This is a genomic window from Micromonospora sp. NPDC051543 (assembly GCF_044454415.1).
Taxonomy (GTDB): Bacteria; Actinomycetota; Actinomycetes; order Mycobacteriales; family Micromonosporaceae; genus Micromonospora.
Map to the genome: position 1 here is coordinate 186,723 of NZ_JBITDT010000009.1, position 17,882 is coordinate 204,604.

At 70.0% G+C, this 17,882-nt stretch carries 12 protein-coding genes; all 12 read right to left on the bottom strand.

The features are described from left to right. Positions 1 to 99 precede the first annotated feature (99 nt). The 12 genes from ACIA3K_RS18280 to ACIA3K_RS18335 all read right to left on the bottom strand — a co-directional run bounded on the left by ACIA3K_RS18280 (position 100) and on the right by ACIA3K_RS18335 (position 15,495). Entirely contained in the window at positions 100 to 1,800 is a 1,701-nt protein-coding gene (locus ACIA3K_RS18280; RefSeq protein ID WP_396802352.1) for a glycosyl hydrolase, read from the bottom strand. Positions 1,801 to 1,978: 178 nt separating this feature from the next. Then, positions 1,979 to 2,137 (bottom strand): hypothetical protein, encoded by a 159-nt coding sequence (locus ACIA3K_RS18285; protein WP_396802354.1) that lies wholly within the window; start codon positions 2,135 to 2,137, stop codon positions 1,979 to 1,981. Positions 2,138 to 2,385: 248 nt separating this feature from the next. Beyond that, positions 2,386 to 2,727, bottom strand: a complete 342-nt coding sequence (locus ACIA3K_RS18290; protein ID WP_396802356.1) for a hypothetical protein — start codon at positions 2,725 to 2,727, stop codon at positions 2,386 to 2,388. A gap of 159 nt (positions 2,728 to 2,886) precedes the next feature. Continuing rightward, entirely contained in the window at positions 2,887 to 3,126 is a 240-nt protein-coding gene (locus ACIA3K_RS18295) for a hypothetical protein (RefSeq protein ID WP_396802357.1), read from the bottom strand. Between the two features lie 330 nt (positions 3,127 to 3,456). Next, complete coding sequence (locus tag ACIA3K_RS18300) at positions 3,457 to 8,094, bottom strand: RHS repeat-associated core domain-containing protein (protein ID WP_396802359.1); 4,638 nt, start codon at positions 8,092 to 8,094, stop codon at positions 3,457 to 3,459. Positions 8,095 to 8,625: 531 nt separating this feature from the next. Continuing rightward, complete coding sequence (locus ACIA3K_RS18305) at positions 8,626 to 9,438, bottom strand: shikimate dehydrogenase (RefSeq protein ID WP_396802360.1); 813 nt, start codon at positions 9,436 to 9,438, stop codon at positions 8,626 to 8,628. Beyond that, positions 9,438 to 10,652, bottom strand: a complete 1,215-nt coding sequence (gene mltG, locus ACIA3K_RS18310; RefSeq protein ID WP_396802361.1) for an endolytic transglycosylase MltG — start codon at positions 10,650 to 10,652, stop codon at positions 9,438 to 9,440. The genes ACIA3K_RS18305 and mltG overlap by 1 nt, the downstream gene beginning before the upstream one ends. After that, positions 10,652 to 11,110 (bottom strand): Holliday junction resolvase RuvX, encoded by a 459-nt coding sequence (gene ruvX, locus ACIA3K_RS18315; protein WP_396802363.1) that lies wholly within the window; start codon positions 11,108 to 11,110, stop codon positions 10,652 to 10,654. Before ruvX ends, mltG begins: the two co-directional genes overlap by 1 nt. 73 nt (positions 11,111 to 11,183) lie before the next feature. After that, positions 11,184 to 13,862 carry an alanine--tRNA ligase gene (gene alaS, locus ACIA3K_RS18320; protein WP_396802364.1) on the bottom strand — a complete coding sequence of 893 codons (2,679 nt, stop codon included), beginning with the start codon at positions 13,860 to 13,862 and terminating at the stop codon, positions 11,184 to 11,186. Continuing rightward, entirely contained in the window at positions 13,859 to 14,164 is a 306-nt protein-coding gene (locus tag ACIA3K_RS18325; protein ID WP_355053621.1) for a hypothetical protein, read from the bottom strand. Before ACIA3K_RS18325 ends, alaS begins: the two co-directional genes overlap by 4 nt. A 28-nt stretch (positions 14,165 to 14,192) precedes the next feature. Next, on the bottom strand, positions 14,193 to 14,657 hold the full coding sequence (locus tag ACIA3K_RS18330; protein WP_396802365.1) for a DUF948 domain-containing protein: 465 nt from the start codon (positions 14,655 to 14,657) through the stop codon (positions 14,193 to 14,195). Positions 14,658 to 14,796: 139 nt separating this feature from the next. Then, positions 14,797 to 15,495, bottom strand: a complete 699-nt coding sequence (locus ACIA3K_RS18335) for a hypothetical protein (protein WP_396802525.1) — start codon at positions 15,493 to 15,495, stop codon at positions 14,797 to 14,799. Between the last annotated feature and the right edge of the window lie 2,387 nt (positions 15,496 to 17,882).

The following is a 17,882-nucleotide window of genomic DNA, read 5'->3' on the forward strand; positions in this document are numbered from 1 at the left end:
ATTGGGCGGTGCGTGAATCTGCTAGCCGACAGAACGCCGGAAGATCAGCTGGTAGATCTCCGATGAACGGCGGCTGTTTTCACGGTGTCGTCTAACGTGTCAGCGGCTCCCTCCGGTGGGCTGCCGCAGGTACGCGTCCTTGCCGGCCTGGGAAAACCCGGCCACGGCGGAGGCGTCGTGGTTCATCGTCATGTCACAGGTCGCCGTGCGGCTGGTCATGCCCGGCGAATTGAAGTAAATGGCGGCCTTGATCTTCGGGTGCGCCTTCAGGGCCGCCGGGAACTCCTGGAACCAGCGCTGCTTCGCGCCCGGGTCCTTGGCGTCGAAGTTCGTGCCGAACTCGGCGAGCATCCGGGGCTTGCCCGCACCGATGCCGTTCTGGTCGAGCCAGTCGTAGAAGCCGCCGATCGTCGTGCTCGGGCTCTTCCACACGGTGCTGCCGTTGCAGACGTGGAAGTTGTACGGGTCGTAGGCGACCCAGTCGACGTACCGGTCGCCGGGGTAGAGACCGGCGTACCGCGAGTAGTGCCCGGACCAGCCCATCATCGTCCACACCCAAACGGCGTTGTCCGCGCCCGCCTTGGCGAACCGCTCGTACACGTACTTCCAGGCGCGGACGAAGTCGGCGTCGCTACCCTTGCCCGGCTCGTCCTCCGGCTCGTGGTCGAAGCCCATGAACACCGGCACCTTGGCGGCCCGGATGCGACCGGCGACCGCGTCGATGGTGGCGTCCTGCCGGCCGCTGTAGACGTCGGACCACTTCAGCGTCGTACCGGCGGAGAAGTCGCGCGACTCCCAGGCGAAGAACATCAGCCGGCCCTGGCGCATCTGGTCCTGCTCGTAGGCGTCCGGGAACGCGCCGTTGCTGCCTTCGTTGGAGAAGTCGTGGTAGCGGTGCACGATGTCGAACTTGCGCCCGACCTGGGCCTCCACATCGGTGATCGCCTTGCCGTGGTCCCAGCCGGTGCCGGCGTTGGCGGGTGAGTACATCCCCCACCAGGCGCCACAGGAGGGCACCAGCGTGTCGGACACCTGGCCGCACTTGCCGGACGGGAGGGTGGGGCTCTGCGTCGGGGTCGGCGTACGGGTCGGCGCGACCGTCGGCGTGGGCCGCGGCGCAGCGGTGGTCGGCGCGACCGTCGGCGTCGGCGCGGGTCGGGTGGTCGGCGCGGACGTCGGCCCGCTACCCAGGTCGTAGCTGATCACCAGGCTGGGCCGCAGGTCGGCGTTGCGGTTCTCGACCGACGCCCAGTAGACGCGGGTTTCCAGGCCGGTCTGGGCCAGCGACACCGTCCAGGTGCCGTTTCCGGTGACCAGCTTGGAGACGTCCCACTCGTTGACGCCCTTGGCCACACCGGTCACCGAGTCCAACACGGTTCCCGCCTTCGCCGGGGCCGGTCGCGCCTCGCGGGCGCTCACCGACGAGGCGTGCGCGGTCACCGTGGCGGCGAACTGCTGCCAGGCGTGCATGCGCAGGGTCGCCCGGACGTTGACGGCGGCGGCGGGAAGCGTGGTCACCGCGAACTCGACGACCGCCTCCCGGCCGCCGCGCGGGTTGCCGTCGCAGCGCGCCGGGCAGGTCGCCAGGGTCCCCTTGGTGGAGTTGTCACCGTCCTGCGAGACGATGGTCGCGGTGGTGTCCGCCACCGCGCGGATCGACAGGTCGTCGCTGGCCAACAGGGGCATCATGGTCGCCACGATGCCGGCCACCACCGAGCCGCCGACGACGCCGATGGCGATCGCCTTGCGCCGGGGGCCGTTGCGGAACCGGGTGATGCGGTGTAGTCCGTGCCTGGTCAAGGAGAACTCCCTGTGTCTGGTGCGATAACCGTGAGCAGCGTATCGATGACCAGGGCACGTCGTCGGTAGGACAGTTTTCCGTAAGCGCGTCTTAACCGTCAGCTAAGGATCCGAGCGGATCGAACTGTCCGTCGCGTCCTCCTCGGCGGATCGGCCCAGGTCGGAAGCCCTCCGGACGTCACTTCTGCAGGCTCTTGTAGGCGGCCAGCCCGACGAGCGACGCCAGGACGGTCAGGCTGAAGCCGGCCACCACGAGGGCCCGGTCGGCCGGCGACCACGACGACGTGAATACCCGGAAGACGACCGAGCAGCCCAGGCCACTCACGAACACCAACATCACACGCGACTGAGGATGTCGAGCGCCGTTCCCTGGTGCCGCCACCCGATCACCCTCTCAGATGCCCTGGCTGATCGTTGATCGGATGACGGGTCAGAGCCAGCCCCTCTCAACATCGCGCAGTGCCCGGCCCGGCGGTTCCTCAGCCAGCCAGTCCTCCTGATTATGGTTGACCAGGATCCCACTCGCTCGGCTGAAGTCTCGGCGGATAGCGCCCGGACCCTCCACTTGAGAGTCCCACCGGGACGTCAGCTGCGGCGTTGCAGGAGGCCGGCGGTCAGAAGACTCACGCACGGGACGAGGAGCAGCGCCAGTGCGTACCGTGGCACCGGCAGGTCGTAGGTGAGGTACAAGACCACTCCCACCAGCCACAGCGCGGTGACCAAGCCGCCGAGCAGCAGATACTGTCTGCCACCGTCATGCGGCAGCGGCACACCGGAGCGGCCCTTCCTCCAGACCTGCACGACCATGACAGCGGCCAACACCGCCATGACGGCCACAAAGGACCAGCCGAGTGAGCCGTATCCGAGCGCAGCGACCAGCGCCAGGACGCTGAGGGCGCCGATGGCGAGAAGCACCAGGACGGACATCGAGGCCTCCGGCGGAAGGGACCATGACGTCAATGCCAGCCGAAGCCCCGCCGAGTAACGCAAAGGCATCGCCGAAGCCGTCTACCAAGATCCGACTTACGTTGAATTGTGATGAGCGCCGCCCCTTACAGCTCCTTGCCGAGCCAGGCCGCGGCGCTCTCAGCGGTTCGGGTCCTTCCGATGTCGCTCGATCCACAGGGCAACTGCGGCGAATATCGCCAGAGTCGCGGCCAGCACTGCAGCGGCGGCTTCCACCGGGCGGTCTACGCCGCCGATCAGAAAGAAACCCAGCACGCCGAGCGCCACGATAAGCGTCACCCATTTGACAACCACCGGTCTACTGGCCATAAATCCGCCCCTGGAGTCACTGATAGACGATTTTTCCGGCATTCCGCCCATGGTCGGATCTCACCGAGCTGAGCGGCAACCGCACCTCATACTGGCCCTACCGTGCCGCTGCCACTGGCCGCCGATCGGCGGCCAGTGGCAGCGGGGAACCTTCCTGCTATCTAGCGCTGCGGCCGGCCCGCCGGCTCCACAGGGCGTAGGCGGACACCACGGCCATGAGGGCTGCACCAGCACCGACAATGACCATTACTGGCCGGTTGAAGCCACTTCCCAAGGCGGCCACCACTATGAGGATCATCGCCACCAACAGGCTCCACAGGAAGATCTTCGGCGAGTTCCTCATGATGAGCTACTCCAATTCACGAAGGCTTGGCGGATAAGTTATAGGACCGAATCGCCATCCCCGTCGTAGCAACTTCCCAGGAATCCTACCGCACCGAGACCATAGCCAATTGCTGCCCCAAGAAAGGACCCGAAGCCGAAAGTCGCCGCCGTGAGAGTTCCGATCGCGATGACGAATGCCACAGAGGCCACGGCGCAGTTGAACTCGGGCGTGAACAACAGCCCTGTGGGATCGGTGTTGTTGGTGGGGTTGCAGCCACCGTATGAGTATGGCAAGTCCTTACCGGACGGGTCGCGCTGGGTGAACCGGCCCAGGCCCGGGTCGTAGTAGCGGGCACCGAACTTGGTCAGACCGGTCGCGCCGTCGAGCTGACCGGACGCGTACCGCCAGGGGTTCGACACCTGCTGCGACGCCGACAGCTGGATGCCGTACGGGTCGTAGCTGTAGGAGTTGACCTTCGTAGCGCTTCCGTTCACCAGACCCACCACCGAGCCGAGGCCATCGACGAGGTAGTAGTACCGCACCCCGTTGGCCCGCAAACCGATCAGCGAACCGGTGTTGTCCCGGGTGTAGTGGTCGGTGGTCCCCGGCGCGGGGTCCGTCGAGTTCGCGGTCACCGTGCCACCGGAGCCCGCCGGAGCCGTGGCCGAGGCGACACCCAGGGCCGAGCTGACGTACGTGGTCGAGCCCGCGCCCCGCCGCTCGGTCTGGTCCGCGCCGCCGTAGGTCAGCGGGGTCAACGCCGTCCCGCCCGGCTTGGTGATCGAGGTGGTCTGGTTGTTCACCGTGTTGTAGGAGAACGACCAGCCCGACGACGAGCCGGTGGTGTTGCCGTTGGCGTCGTACGAGTACGTCGTCGAGCCCGCCGACGTCAACTGGTGGGCGTCGTTGTAGCTGTACGACGTGGTGGTGCCGCTCTCCGTCTTCGAGGTGCGGTTGTAGTTCTCGTCGTAGTCGTAGCTGCGCGACAGCGCACCCGACGCACCCGTCAGACGGTTCAGCTTGTCGTAGGTGTACGTCGTCGTGCCGGACAGATCGGTGAGCTTCTGCCGCTGGGCGGTGTCGGTCGTGACCCCGTTGACCGTCTTGCTGTAGTCGTAGGTGAAGGAGGACAGCTTCTCCGACGTGCTGTCGTTGGTCGCCGTGATCGACGTCTGCCGGCCGGACTTGTCGTACTTCATCTCCACGGTGATCCGTGGTGACGTCGGCAGGTACATGAACCGCCGCCGGTTGTTCTCGTCGTAGGTGAAGGTCACCGCGCTGGACGCACCCGGCTCCAGCAGCGACGTCACCAGGTTCACGGCGTTGTAGCCATAGGTGACCGAGCCGCCGCCGTCGGTGTACTTGGTCATGTTCCCGTTACGGTCGTACTCGTAGCCGATCGGTGCCGCCCCCGGCACGGACTTGCTGCTGGGTCGGCCGAACCTGTCGTAGCCGAACGTCGTGACACCGGTCGGATCGGCCAACTGGGTGAGGTTGCCGTCCTTGTCGTAGGTGTAGTCGACAACGACGGCGCCCTTGAAGGTGATCTTGTCGACCCGGTCCAGTTGGTCGTAGACGTACTGGGTCTTCTGACCCTTGCCGTCGGTGTGTTCGAGCATGCGCGACAGCGCGTCCGGCAGGATGGTGGTGTCCCCCAGCGGCCCCGGGTTGTCCACCAGGGTCAGATTGCCCTTGGCGTCGTAGGTGTAGTTGGTGCGGACGTCCTTGCCGTCCTCGCGCCACTTGACCGTGCCGTTCGAGTTGTGCTCCGCCTCGTCGATCTTCTGCCCCGGATACTGCGAGCTCTCGGTGCCGGTCTTGTTGCCCGCAGAGTCGTAGGAGTAGGCGTTGGTGTTGCCCTGGGGATCCGTCGACCCGCTCACCGAATTCGGGTGCGAGGTGTCGTTGTAGGTCATCGTGGACTTCGCCCCGGTGGCGATGCCGACCGACGTCATGTTGTTGGTGTTGGCGTCGTACCCGAAGGTGGTGGTGTTGGTCAGTGCGTCGGTGGTGGTCTCGATGTTGTCGTTGGCGTTGTACTTCTTGGCCCGCTTGTGGCCGAGGGCGTCCTTCACCTCGGTGACCCGGTCGCGGGTCTCGTAGGTGTGGGTGGTGATGCCATCGGTGGTCGAGGCGGTGGCGTAGCCGTTCGGGTCCGTCACCTCGGTCTTGCCAGTGGAGTAGGTGAGCAGCCACCGTGCCTCGGCCGGCGTGCCGCCCGGGTTGGTCAACTCGAAGTAGTCGAGCATCCGGGAGGTGTCGGGCTCGTAGCCGAGGTTGGTGACCCGACCCTCGGGCGTGATGATCTTCGTAAGTCGATCGCCGGTGTATTCGTAGACCGTGACGCCGTTGGCGGTGTCGGTCACCGTGTTCAGGTTCTGGTCCGAGTTGTAGGTGTAGCTCACCCGGCGTCCGGTCGAGTCGGTCATCGAGGTCAACCGACCCGAGGTGTACGACAGGGTCACCACCCGGCTCTGGGTGTCGGTGACGGTGGTGACGTTCCCCGAGCCGTCGTACCCAAAGGTGATCTTGTTGTTGTTCTTGTCCTGGGTGCGCAGCAGCCGGCCGGTCGCGTCGGCGAAGTAGAAGCTGCCCTCGCTCTTGTCGAACTTCAGCCGCAGTTCCCCGGTGCTGGTGTTGCGGGTCAACTTGGCGTCCAGACTCGGCGGGGTCCGCCAGGAGTTGGTGCCGTCGTTGACGAACCGTGCGGTGAAGCCCGTGGGCGCCTGGTACGTGATGTCGGCGGTGGCGTGGTCGGTCTTGGAGAACGTCAGCTTCACGTCCTGCCCGGTGCCGAGCACCCAGCCCCTACCAAGCGTCGACGTGGCCGTCGACCGGGAGTTGTAGTAACGGTCCAGCACCAGGTCGGTGCCGGTGCCACGGATGTTGAAGTCGGTATCCCTGAGCAGCAGGTTGCCGTTGGCGACGTTCACCTTGAGCTGCAACCGGTCGGTCAGGTCCTGGTCCTGGAAGGAGAACCGGCCCTGCTCGCCGTTGGGCGAGCCGTCCGAGGTGGTCATGAACCGCCAGCCCGACCACGGACCGGCGACGCTGCCGTCGTGGCCGCGAGCCCGCCACTTGTACGTGGTGTTGGCGACGAGTTCGCCGGAGGGCACCGTCCAGCTCGACTCGCTGCCGTTCGTGACGCTGCCACCGGAACCGGAGACCTCGAGCGTCGACCCGCTGCGGTCGTAGATCTCGAAGTCGACCCGGCCGCTGCCGCCGTCCGGGTCGCTGAAGACACCCTTCATGGTCGGCGTCCGCGTCTCGGTCTCGCTCGCGTCACCCGGTTGCAGCCTGGTCGGGTCCAGCGCGTTGGGGTAGCTGTTGTAGTTCACGACCGCGTACGGGACCTGGCTCTGGATGTCCGCGTCGTCGGAGCGGAACTGCTTCCAACTGTCCGGGTCGGTCTCGCTGGTGGCCCGGATCCCCATGTAGGCGGTGGCCTGGTTGGCCGTGGCGGCCCGCTGGAAGAAGCTGGTGCCGGTGATGCTCACCCAGCCGTCGTCACAGGTGCTGTTCAGGCCCTTGGTGGCGGTGGAGGTCGCCTCCTGGTAGTTCCACGCCGGCTGGCTCGCCCAGCGCGTGGTGGAACTGGCGGCCCCGGTCGACCAGATCTGCCAGGACTTGGCGGAGCAGGTCGTGGAGTACCAGTTCCAGAAATAGACGGTCGCCGAGGTGATCTGCTTGCCGCGCAGCGCCGTCGTGCCCCAGTGGACGAACCCTCGGGCGACGCCGGGGTTCTCCCCCGACGCCTTACCGATCTGGATGTCGTTGGCCCCGGACCGGCCAACCGTGTCGTCAGACTTGACGTAGGTCGCGAAGGTGGACGAGACCGGATTGATCGACGGATCCACGATCACCGGGTAGACCGTCGAGGGGTCCGCGAGGAACGCCTGGTCGGGGGTGAGCGCCAGGTCCATCGCGCCGGCCCGCGCCGTCTGCTTGGCGGCGATCTTGACCACCCGCTTCGGGCCGCCGGTGGCCGGGTCGACGGACGAGTCCCACATCTCGGGGGTGGCCGAGGTGGCCACGATGCGGCCCTTGTCATCGGCGAAGCGCAGACCGCCGGCGCCGTCGCCGGTGGTGACCAGGCCCTTCGCCCGCACCGGCAGCCGCACCGACGCCACCTGGGCGGCGGCGGCCCGGTTCTTGACCAGCAGGTACTGCCGCACGCCGGTGCGGCTGGCCTCGACCACGAGGTCGACACCCGGCCGAACCTCCGGGTACGTCGCGCGGTTGGCGACCAGCACCGGCTTCGGTAGCGCGCCGGTCCACCCGATCGCGGCCCGGTGCGCGCCGACTCCGACGCTCAGCAGGTCGTGCTCACCCGCGCCCACCGCGCCGGAGACCTTGAGACCGTTGGGGTGGGCGACCGGTGCGACCGAACCATCCGCCTCCGCACGCATGGTGAGGTCGATCGGAACGAGCTGACCCCCGGCGTCCCGCATCCGGATCGGGCCGGAATAGACCTGGGCGGTCGAAGTGCCATCGGGGTTGACGAAGACATCCTGTGTCTCGCTGCGGGCAGCGAGGTTCTCCACCCGCTTGGCGCACCGGCGCGCGGCGTCCACCGCGGCGGCCTCGTCGGGCTGCTGGTCGGCGCAGCTGGTGTCGGGACCTGACGCCGGCGCTGGGGCGGCGACCGGGGCCGCGACCGCCGGCCCGGTCAGGGTCGGCAGCGTACCGGCCACCAAGGCCAGCGAAGCGGCGACCGCTAATCGTCGAGTGGTACGTGTTCCACGTCGGAAAAAGGCATGACTCACCTACGGACCTCCAAGTCCGAAAACGACAGTGATCGAACCGTAGGAGAGATACTTGCCGCGCGTCAATCATTAATTTGTGTTGCGTGATCGGCAGTTTAGCTACCCAATTAATCGCCTATAAAATGTCGCCTATACGTCGCAGTTGGGGCAGACCGGTCACCGTCTCCGCAATTTCAGGCGATTCCCAGCTGATTCCCATGGAGTTGCGTACGTACCTCTAGCAGGGGCGGCGCGCCTGACCCGGCCATGAATGCCGACCACCGTCGAAGAGAATTCGCCACGATGCCGATACGGGGCAGCGCGCCAGCGCACCGACCGCTAGGATGGACTCAATCGATTTTCGAGGGCCGCCGGCATCAATTTTCCCCGTACCTGAATAGTGCCCGAAGTCTGCCTGAATTCGAGTCGCGGCACGTGCGAAGAAATTCCAGCAATTGCGCCATTGGCCCGCCACGAATGTCAGCGGCGGGCCGCCACCAGAGCTTCCCGCATCGCCGTGAAGGGCGCGGTCACGCCGGTGAACTGCTCGAACTGACCCACCGCCTGTGCCAGCAGCAGGTCCAGTCCGGACACCACCCGCAGACCGGCCGCGCGGGCGCACGCCGCCATCGGCGTCGGCCACGGGTCGTAGAGCGCGTCGAAGAACACCGCGCCAGGCCGCCAGGTCGCACCACCGGCCAGCGGATCGGCGACCCCCTTCGGCACGGTGGACACGACCACGTCGGCGGCCGAGACGTGCCGTTGCGCGTCGGCCCAACGACCGGCGGTCAGGGCGACACCCAGCGCCGCCGCCACCGGCCGCAACTCGTCCACCGCCTCGGCCCGACGGGCCACCACGATGACCGACGAACAGGCCAACCGCGCGGCGGCGGCGAGAGCGGCGCGGGCCGTTCCACCCGCGCCGAGCACCGTCACCGCCGCGCCGGCCACCACCCCGGCCTCGGTGAGCACGTCCACCATGCCACCGACGTCGGTGTTGTCCGCGTACCACGTGCCGTCCGCACGGCGTACCAACGTGTTCGCCGCACCGACGGCGACGGCGACCGGCGACGCGGCGTCGGCCACGGCGAGCGCCGCCTCCTTACCCGGCATGGTCACCGACAGTCCGGCCCACTCCGGGCCCAGGCCAGTGACCAGATCCGGCAGCTCCGCCGCCCCGCACTCGATCCGGGTGTACGACCACCCGGTCAGCCCGGCGGCGGCGTACCCGGCGTTGTGGATCACCGGAGAGAGGGAGTGCGCGATCGGCGCACCGACCACGGCGGCCCGCACTAACAGTTCTCGCCGCTGAGCACGCCGTTGCGGCACATCTGTCGCTGCAGGTCCCGGAAGTCGGCATCGTTGGAGCCGTAGCCCATCGTGCCCTTCTTGTCGACGGTCATGAAGTAGATCCAGTTGCCCACCGGCGGGTCCATCGCGCCCTTGAGCGCGTCCTCGCCCGGGTTGCTGATCGGCGTGATGGTCAGGCCGTTGGCGCCATGGGTGCGGTACGGGTTCTTCGGATCGTTGAGCTCGCTGGCCTTCAGGACGTCGGAGTCCTTCGGGTCCTTGCCCTGCAACCGCAACCAGTAGTTGATCGCACTGTCGATCTCCAGGCACTTGCAGTGGTACTTGTCCGTGTACACCCGGTTGTAGATCACTCGGGATACCTTCGGGAAGTCGACGTGGTTGACCGACTCGGCCTGCGCGATGGAGGCGGTGATCAAGGCTTCGTACGGGGAGATGCCCCGCTTGTCCTGGACGGTGTCGACGAACTTGATCTGGTCGGTCACCTCGAGGAACTTGTCCACCATCAGCGACAGGATCTGCGCGGCAGTCGCCTTCGGCGGAAGCTCGTACGTCGCCGGGAACAAGAAGCCCTCCAGGCTCTTCGGCCCCTTCTTGCCGTCTCCCCGGTTGAACCAGAAGGCCGGCACGCCCAGCTTGACCGGGTCCTTCGCGGCGGCCTTGAAGTCGGCGACCGGAATCTTCGTCGCCTTGGCCAGCTCGTCATAGATCGCCAAGGTGATCATCCCCTCCGGGATGGTCACCCCGTTCACCACCCGGCTCTTCGGATCGAGCAGCAGGAGCAGGGCCTCGGACGCCTTCATCTCCTTCTTGACCTTGTAACGACCCACCTGGAGGTTCTTGCTGCGGGAGTTTGCGTCCGCCGCCTCGATGAAGGCCTTGACGCTCTTGACCACACCGGCCTCGTACAACGTGGCACCGACATCGGTCGCGCTGTCACCGGCCTTGACGTCGACCAGCACCTCGCCCGAGCCGGCACCGTCGTAGTCGGGCGTGACGAAGTAGTTCTGGATCCGGTCGAACCCGTAGTACGCGCCACCACCGATGGCGCCCAACAGGACCAGGGCCATCAACAACGCCAGGAACGTCTTGCCCCGGCCGCCGCCGGAGCCTCCCTTGCGCTTGCGGAAGCCGCGCCGGTGCCGACCCTTCTCACCCCGCTCCGGCTCGTCGAACCCAAGGTCCAGATCGTCGATCATTACGTCCGCCTCCGCTGCGCGTCCAGCCAGCTCTGCAGGATCTCCACCGCGGCCGCCTGGTCGACAACCGCACGTTGACGCTTGCCACGAACGCCACGCTCGGCAAGCCTACGAGAAGCGACCACGGTCGACATCCTCTCGTCGGTGAGCGTTACCGGGACCGGCGCTATCACATTGATCAGTCGGTCAGCGTACGCCGTGACGCTGAGCGCGGCCGGGCCATGTTTGCCGGCCAGATTGATCGGAAGCCCGACGACCACCTCGACCGCCTCGTGCTCGGCCACCAAGGCCGCGAGCTGGGCAATGTCGCTCGGCACCGCCTCCGGCGCGGCGGTGAGATCGCGGGCGAGGGTCACCAGCGGCGTGGCCAACACCCCGTGCGGATCCGAGCGGGACACCCCGACGCGCACCTGACCGACGTCCACACCGAGGCGAACTCCGCGTGTGAAGCCGCTCACCCTAGGTCACTCCTGTGCTGTCGACGAACCAGGGCGGACCATTCGGTCCGCCCTGGTCGACACTGACCGTCCATCACGCCTCGGTGATCGCCTTCTCGACGGTGAGCAGCAGGTTCGGCGCCTCGGTCGCGGGCAGACCGCCACCCTGGGCCAGATCGGGGCTCCCCCCGCCGCGCCCGGAGAAGGCCGCCTTCACCAGGTCGGACGCGGTGAGGCCACGGCTGCGGGCCGCCGCGTTGACCGCCACCACCAACGACGCCTTGCCGTTCGACCGGGCCGCCACGGCGACCACCGCCGGCCGCGCCGGGTCGATCTTGCCGCGAATCTCCTGGGCGAGGGTCCGTACGTCGTTGCCGGCCGCGCCCTCCGGCGCCTCGGTTCCCACGTACGCCACCCCGCGCACGTCCTTCGCCTGCGCGGCGAGCGCGCCCGCCCCACCGAGCACCAGCTGGGCGCGCAGCTTCTCCAGCTCCTTCTCCGCGTCCCGGAGCTGGGTGACCGTCTGCTCCACCCGGTCGGCGACCTGGTCGTTGGGCACCCGGTACAGCTCGGCCAGCCGGGAGACCAGCAGGTGCTCCTTGGCCAGGAAGCCGAAGGCGTCCATGCCGACCAGCGCCTCGACCCGGCGCACGCCGGAGCCGATCGACGACTCGGAGAGGATCTTCACGAGGCCGAGCTGCGCCGAGCGGGCCACGTGCGTTCCGCCGCACAGCTCCCGGGCGTAGTCGCCCACCTCGACGACCCGCACCTCCTCGCCGTACTTCTCGCCGAAGAGCGCCATCGCGCCGATCCGCCGCGCCTCGTCCAGCGACGTGATGAAGGCGTGCACCTCCAGGTCGGCCAGCAACACCTCGTTGACCTGCTGCTCCACGTCGCGCAGGACGGTCGGCGACACACCCGTCGGGGTGTTGAAGTCGAACCGCAGCCGGCCCGGCGCGTTCAACGAACCCGCCTGGGTGGCCGACTCGCCGAGGAAGTTACGCATGGTCTGGTGCACCAGGTGGGTGGCCGTGTGCGACCGGGAGATCGCCCGACGCCGGGTGGTGTCGATCTCGGCGTAGCCGGTGTCGCCGGGGTGAACCTCACCCCGGATGACGCGGGCCCGGTGCACGATCAGGCCCGGCACCGGCTGCTGTACGTCGAGCACCTCGACCTGGCCGTCCCCGACGGTGATGATGCCGTGGTCGGGCTGCTGGCCGCCGCCCTCGGCGTAGAACGGGGTCGTGTCGAGCACCAGCTCGACCATCTCCCCCTCGGTCGCCGCCGCGCGCGGGCCGTCCGAGCCCAGCAGTGCCCGCACCCGCGACTCGCGGGCCACCTCGCTGTAGCCGGTGAACGTCACCGGGCCACCCTCGTCGAGCACCGACCGGTACGCCGACACGTCGGTGTGCCCGGTCTTGCGCGCCTGCGCGTCCGCCTTGGCCCGGGTCCGCTGGTCGGCCATCAGCCGGCGGAAACCCTCGTCGTCGACCTTCAGGCCCTGCTCGGCCGCGATCTCAAGGGTCAGGTCGATCGGGAAGCCGTACGTGTCGTGCAGCTGGAACGCCTTCGCCCCGGACAGCGCCGTGCCGCCCGCCGAGCGGGTCTCGGCGATCGCCGTGTCCAGGATCGTCGTCCCGGCGCGCAGCGTCGACAGGAACGCCTCCTCCTCCGCGTACGCGTACTGCGCGATGCGGTCGAAGTCGGTCGCCAGCTCCGGGTACGACGGGGCCATGCAGTCCCGCGCGACGGGCAGCAGCTCGGGCAGCGCCCGGTCCTGCCAGCCCAGCAGCCGGATCGACCGGATCGCCCGACGCATGATCCGCCGCAGCACGTACCCACGGCCCTCGTTCGACGGGGTCACGCCGTCGCCGATCAGCATCAGCGCGGTCCGCACGTGATCCGCGACCACCCGCAGCCGGACGTCGTCCGGGTGCGACTCACTCGCCACGTGCCCGGAGTGCGCGCCGTACCGCTTGCCGGTCAGCTCGGCCGCCCGGGCCAGGATGGGCCGGACCTCGTCGATCTCGTACAGGTTGTCGACGCCCTGCAGGATCGAGGCCATCCGCTCCAGGCCCATACCGGTGTCGATGTTCTTCGCCGGCAGGTCACCCAGGATCGGGTAGTCCTCCTTGTTGGTGCCCGGACCCCGCTCGAACTGCATGAACACGAGGTTCCAGTACTCCATGTACCGGTCCTCGTCGACCGCCGGACCACCCTCGGCACCGTACTCCGGGCCCCGGTCGTAGAACAGCTCCGACGACGGACCGCACGGCCCGGGAATGCCCATGGACCAGAAGTTGTCCGCCTTGCCGCGACGCACGATCCGCTCGGCCGGCACACCCACCGACCGCCAGATCTCGTACGCCTCGTCGTCATCGAGGTAGATCGTCGGCCAGATCCGCTCCGGATCCAGCCCGTAACCACCCTCGGCGATCGACTTCGTGGACAACTCCCACGCCAGGGGAATCGCCCCGGCCTTGAAGTAGTCGCCGAAGGAGAAGTTGCCGTTCATCTGAAAGAACGTGCCGTGCCGGCTCGTCTTGCCGACCTCGTCGATGTCCGGCGTACGGATGCACTTCTGCACGCTGACCGCCCGCTGGTACGGCGGGGTCTGCTGGCCCAGGAAGTACGGCACGAACTGCACCATGCCGGCGTTGACGAACAGCAGGTTCGGATCGCTGATGGCGGGCAGCGGAGCGGACGGCACCACGGCATGGCCGTTCGCCTCGAAGTGCGCGAGGTACCGCCGCTTGATCTCCGCCGTCTTCATCGCTGGTGTTCCTCCGGAAAAATCTCTCTATCGCCGATCCGCGGGGACTCCCGCAGCTCGGCGAACTGGTCGTCGAACGCCTCGCCCTGGACGAACGCCTGGTGGATCTCCTGCTCGCGCTCGGCCATCCCGACCCGCACGTCCTCCACGAAGCTACGCACCGACTCCACGAGGCTGCCAGCGGATTCCGACAACGAGCTGGCGATGCCGGCCGGGGTGTACGCCTGCGCGGTCCGGGTCGCCCTGCGGACCACCACCACGCCCACGGCCACGCCGATGCCGAGCCAGAACAACCGCTTCATGTCGCGCTACCTCCTGTGGCCGGGTCGGTCAACGGCTGCCGCGCCGGGCGGCCCGCCGCTGCTGCTTGATGGTGTCGCGCACCTCGCGCTCGGTCTCGGCGTGCCGGCGGCTGGCGGCGGCCCGGCGCACGCTGTAGCCGAAAGCGGCCACCTTGACCAGCGGGTTCGCGGCCGCGGCGGAGACCACCGTCGCCAGGTTGGCGACGTTGGCGGTGACGTTCTGGGCGTGACTGGTCATCGTGTCGACCTTCGCCAACTGCAGGTTCACACCGTCGAGCGAGGTCTGCACCTGCTCCAGCGCCACGTTGACGTTCTTCACCGTGGTGTTGACGTCGCCGAGCAGCGGTCCCGTCCGGTCGTTGAGGTCGTTGATCATCCGGGTGGTGGCGTCCACCGTGTGCCGCAGCCGAAGGATCGGCAGCGTCAGGATGAGCACCAGCACCGCGAACGCGCTCGCCGCGATCAGCGCCGCGACCGCCAGAATGTCGCCCACGCGTGTCCTCCTCAAGCAGATTTCCGCCGGACCCGACGTCCCCGGAACGCACAACCGTGGTGCCCACCGAACCCACCGCACCGTCGCCGGCCGGCGCGTCCGCCAGCCCCAGACCCTACCGTCCGTGATGGAGAGCGGCTCAGGACGGTGAGGGTGTCACATCGCCCAGCGGATCCCCGCTGACGGTCGGGAACGGATCCTCCCCGGTCAGTGACGGATCGGTGCTGGGCTGCGGCCTGGTCCGCTCGTCGTCGATCGCGTTGCGCACCTTCACCGACACCAACGAGCCGGCGCACTCCCCCGCAGCGGCCGACGGCTCGGGGGACGGCACGATCGCCGGCTCCCCGTCGACCGGCGGCGGTACGCAGGCCGGCGCGCGCACCCACAGGTCGAGGGTCAACTCGTCCTGACGCCAGCACGTGTAACTGCCCTTGGTCTCCTGCTCGGGGCAGCGGCCCACCTTCCACGGCCGCCAACCGTCGCCGCGCAGCGCCTCCTCGTAGACCTTCGCCGTCTCTTCCGGCGACTTCTCGGAGGTGACGGTGCGCTCGCGCAGCCGGCAGTCGAGCAGGCACCAGCGGCTGCCGCTGACGTCGTCGACCGTCTTCGTCGCGGCCCACGCGGGCACGCTGAGCTGGTCCAGGTTGTCGAACACCGGGTCCCTGCTGAGGGTGCGGAGGCCGAAGAAGAGCGGCACCGCGCCGAGCAGCACGATGCTGACCAGCGCCAGGACGGCAACCCGCAGCCTGCGTCGTTCACGCGACTGCCGGTGCTGCTCGGACCGGGCGCCCGGGGCCGCGTCCTCGTCGTCGGCGACGTCCCCGCCGGCCGCGCGCAGCGCCGGCTCGTCGACCGGTTCGGAGGGTGGCCGGTCCACCGGGCCAGCCGCGCCCGGTGGCACGACGGCGGCACGGGCGACCGGTTCGCCGGCACGACCGGACGGCGGCACCGGGGCGACACCGCCGGGCTCGGGACGGCCGCCCTCGCGGGGCGGCGGCAGCGCCCGGCCCGCGGCGCGGTCCGCCGGACGCGGGGCGGCGGCACGCGCGGTCACGGGTGATCCGGGGCCGGTCTGCTCGGCGCCCGTCCGGACGTCGCCACCGGGTGGCTGGGCGACGCCCGGGGGGCGGACGGCGGCGCGCGCCGGACCATCCGGTCGGGGCGGCGCGTCCGGACCGACGCCCGGCGGGACCGCCGCACGAGCCGGACCATCCGGGCGGGGCCGGGCCGTACCGGGTCGGGGTGGCGCGTCCGGACCGACGCCGGGCCGTACCACCGCACGAGCCGCACCCTGCGGATCGACGCCGGGTGGGACAGCGGCGCGGGCCGCAGCGTCCGGACCCATGCCCGGGGGCGTCGCCGCGCGAGCGGAACCATCGGCGTTCGGCGGCACCGCCGCGCGGCCCGGACCCTCGGGGCGGGACCGGGGCGGGCCGTCCACGCGTGGACCGGGCGGGCTGCCGGGACCGACGCCCGGCGGCACCGCCGCGCGCGCCGGTCCGTCAGGGCGGGCCACGCCGGGCCGGGGTGGACCGTCGGGCCCCCGGCGGCCGGCGCCGGAGACCGGCGCGTCGCCGGGCGCGAGCCGGGCCCGGCCACCGGGTGGGCCGGAGCGGGCGCCGCGCACGGGTGCACCGGGCCCGGGTCGTCCGCCACCGGGCGGACCGACGTACGGGTCGTCACCGCGCTCGCCCGCCGGGCCGGGCCGCCCCTCGGCAGCCGGCTCGGCCGACGGGCGGCGGCGACGGTTGATCGGGTCCGGGGCGGTACCCGGAGCACTCCGACGGCCGACCGGGCGCTCCCCCGGGACGGGCGGCTGCGGCACGGGACCGCTCGGGTGCTCACCGGTGGTTTCCGAGGCGCGGGCGGCCCGGCGACCGGTGGGAGCGTCCGCGCCCGGGTCGGCGGGCGGTCCGGCGGCCCGGCGGCCGGTGGCACGCTCCGCGCCCGGATCGGGTACGGCGAGTGGAGCACCGGAGCGGTCGTTCAGGTCCCCGGCGGACGGTGGGCCGGTACGGCGGCCGACGGGCCGCTCCGCGGGCTGCCCGCCGCCCCCTCGACGGTTCACCACGGGCAGTCCCGGGTCGGTGTGCGGCAGTCGGCCGGCCTGACGAAGCCAGTCCGCCGGCCGCTCCGGACGGTCCCGGCGTTCCGGCTGCGGCTCACCGCCGGTCGCCGTGCGTCGGTCCTGCTCGTCGGGGACCGCCCGACGACGACCGGTGCCGTCGGTGGCCGTGCCGCCGGCGGGGGCAGCGCCACTTGGCGACGCGTCGGGCAGCGGCGGGGCGTTGCCCGAGCGGGGAACCGCCGGCTCGTCCGGTTCGGCGGCACGACGGCGGCCACCCCCGGCGGGGCGGGGTGGCTCCGGCGCGCCCGGGTCGACCGGCCCGGGACGACGCCGGGCCGTACGCGGGTCGTCGGCGATCGCGGGGTCGGGTCGCAGTCCGTCGGCGACCTGCGGAGCGACACCGGTCACGGGTCCGTCGAAGCGGGCAGCGCCACCGGCGGGCCGCGCCGGTTCGGGCGTACGTCGTCCGGACGGCGGGCCGTCACCGCTGAGCGGCCGGCCGCCGGCGCCCGGCTCGGGCGCGGGTCGACGGCCCGGCGGCACGGCGTCGGGCCGGCGCAGTGGCGGCACGGCCTCCGCCCGGCCGGTGGGCGCGACCTCGGGACGGGGGCCGGTCGGAGCGCCCACGGCCGGTGGACCCAGGGGCGGGCCGGACGGCCCCACCGTCGGACGCCCTCGCGCGGGGCCGGTGGGAGCGCCGCCCCTCGGTCGGGGGCCGGCGGGGTCGGCCGGGTCACCGCCGCCCGGGCGGACGGCCGGCGGCGTACGCGGGCCCGCGGCGCGCGGGTCGACACCGGGAGCCGGTTGATTGCCGCGCGGCGACGGCGGACCGGAGACGCCGCCCGGCCCGGGCTCACGCGGGCGCTCGACCGGCGCCCGGTCGGCGGGCGGGCGGGTGTCCGGGCGACGACCGGGCGGGGGCGTCTCGCCGGGCCAGGGTCCGTCGACACCTCGACGCGCCCCGGCGGCCTCGCTGTCCGGCCGGCGCGGGCCGGGGGGCGCGTCCGGGGGTGTCGGCATGCCGGCACGCGGGGGCACCGGCTCGACCGGAACCCCGTCCGGGCCCAGCTCGCCCCGTTGCTGCTTAGCCGAACGCAGGTCGTCGATCCAGCCGAACTCCTCGCCGGCTACCGGTTCCTCCGGCTCGGCCTCGGCTC

Coding starts and splice junctions, on each gene's coding strand:
- ACIA3K_RS18285 (WP_396802354.1), bottom strand. CDS start 2,137: ATGTTGGTGTTCGTGAGTGGCCTGGGCTGCTCGGTCGTCTTCCGGGTA.
- ACIA3K_RS18290 (WP_396802356.1), bottom strand. CDS start 2,727: ATGTCCGTCCTGGTGCTTCTCGCCATCGGCGCCCTCAGCGTCCTGGCG.
- ACIA3K_RS18295 (WP_396802357.1), bottom strand. CDS start 3,126: ATGGGCGGAATGCCGGAAAAATCGTCTATCAGTGACTCCAGGGGCGGA.
- mltG (WP_396802361.1), bottom strand. CDS start 10,652: ATGATCGACGATCTGGACCTTGGGTTCGACGAGCCGGAGCGGGGTGAG.
- alaS (WP_396802364.1), bottom strand. CDS start 13,862: ATGAAGACGGCGGAGATCAAGCGGCGGTACCTCGCGCACTTCGAGGCG.
- ACIA3K_RS18325 (WP_355053621.1), bottom strand. CDS start 14,164: ATGAAGCGGTTGTTCTGGCTCGGCATCGGCGTGGCCGTGGGCGTGGTG.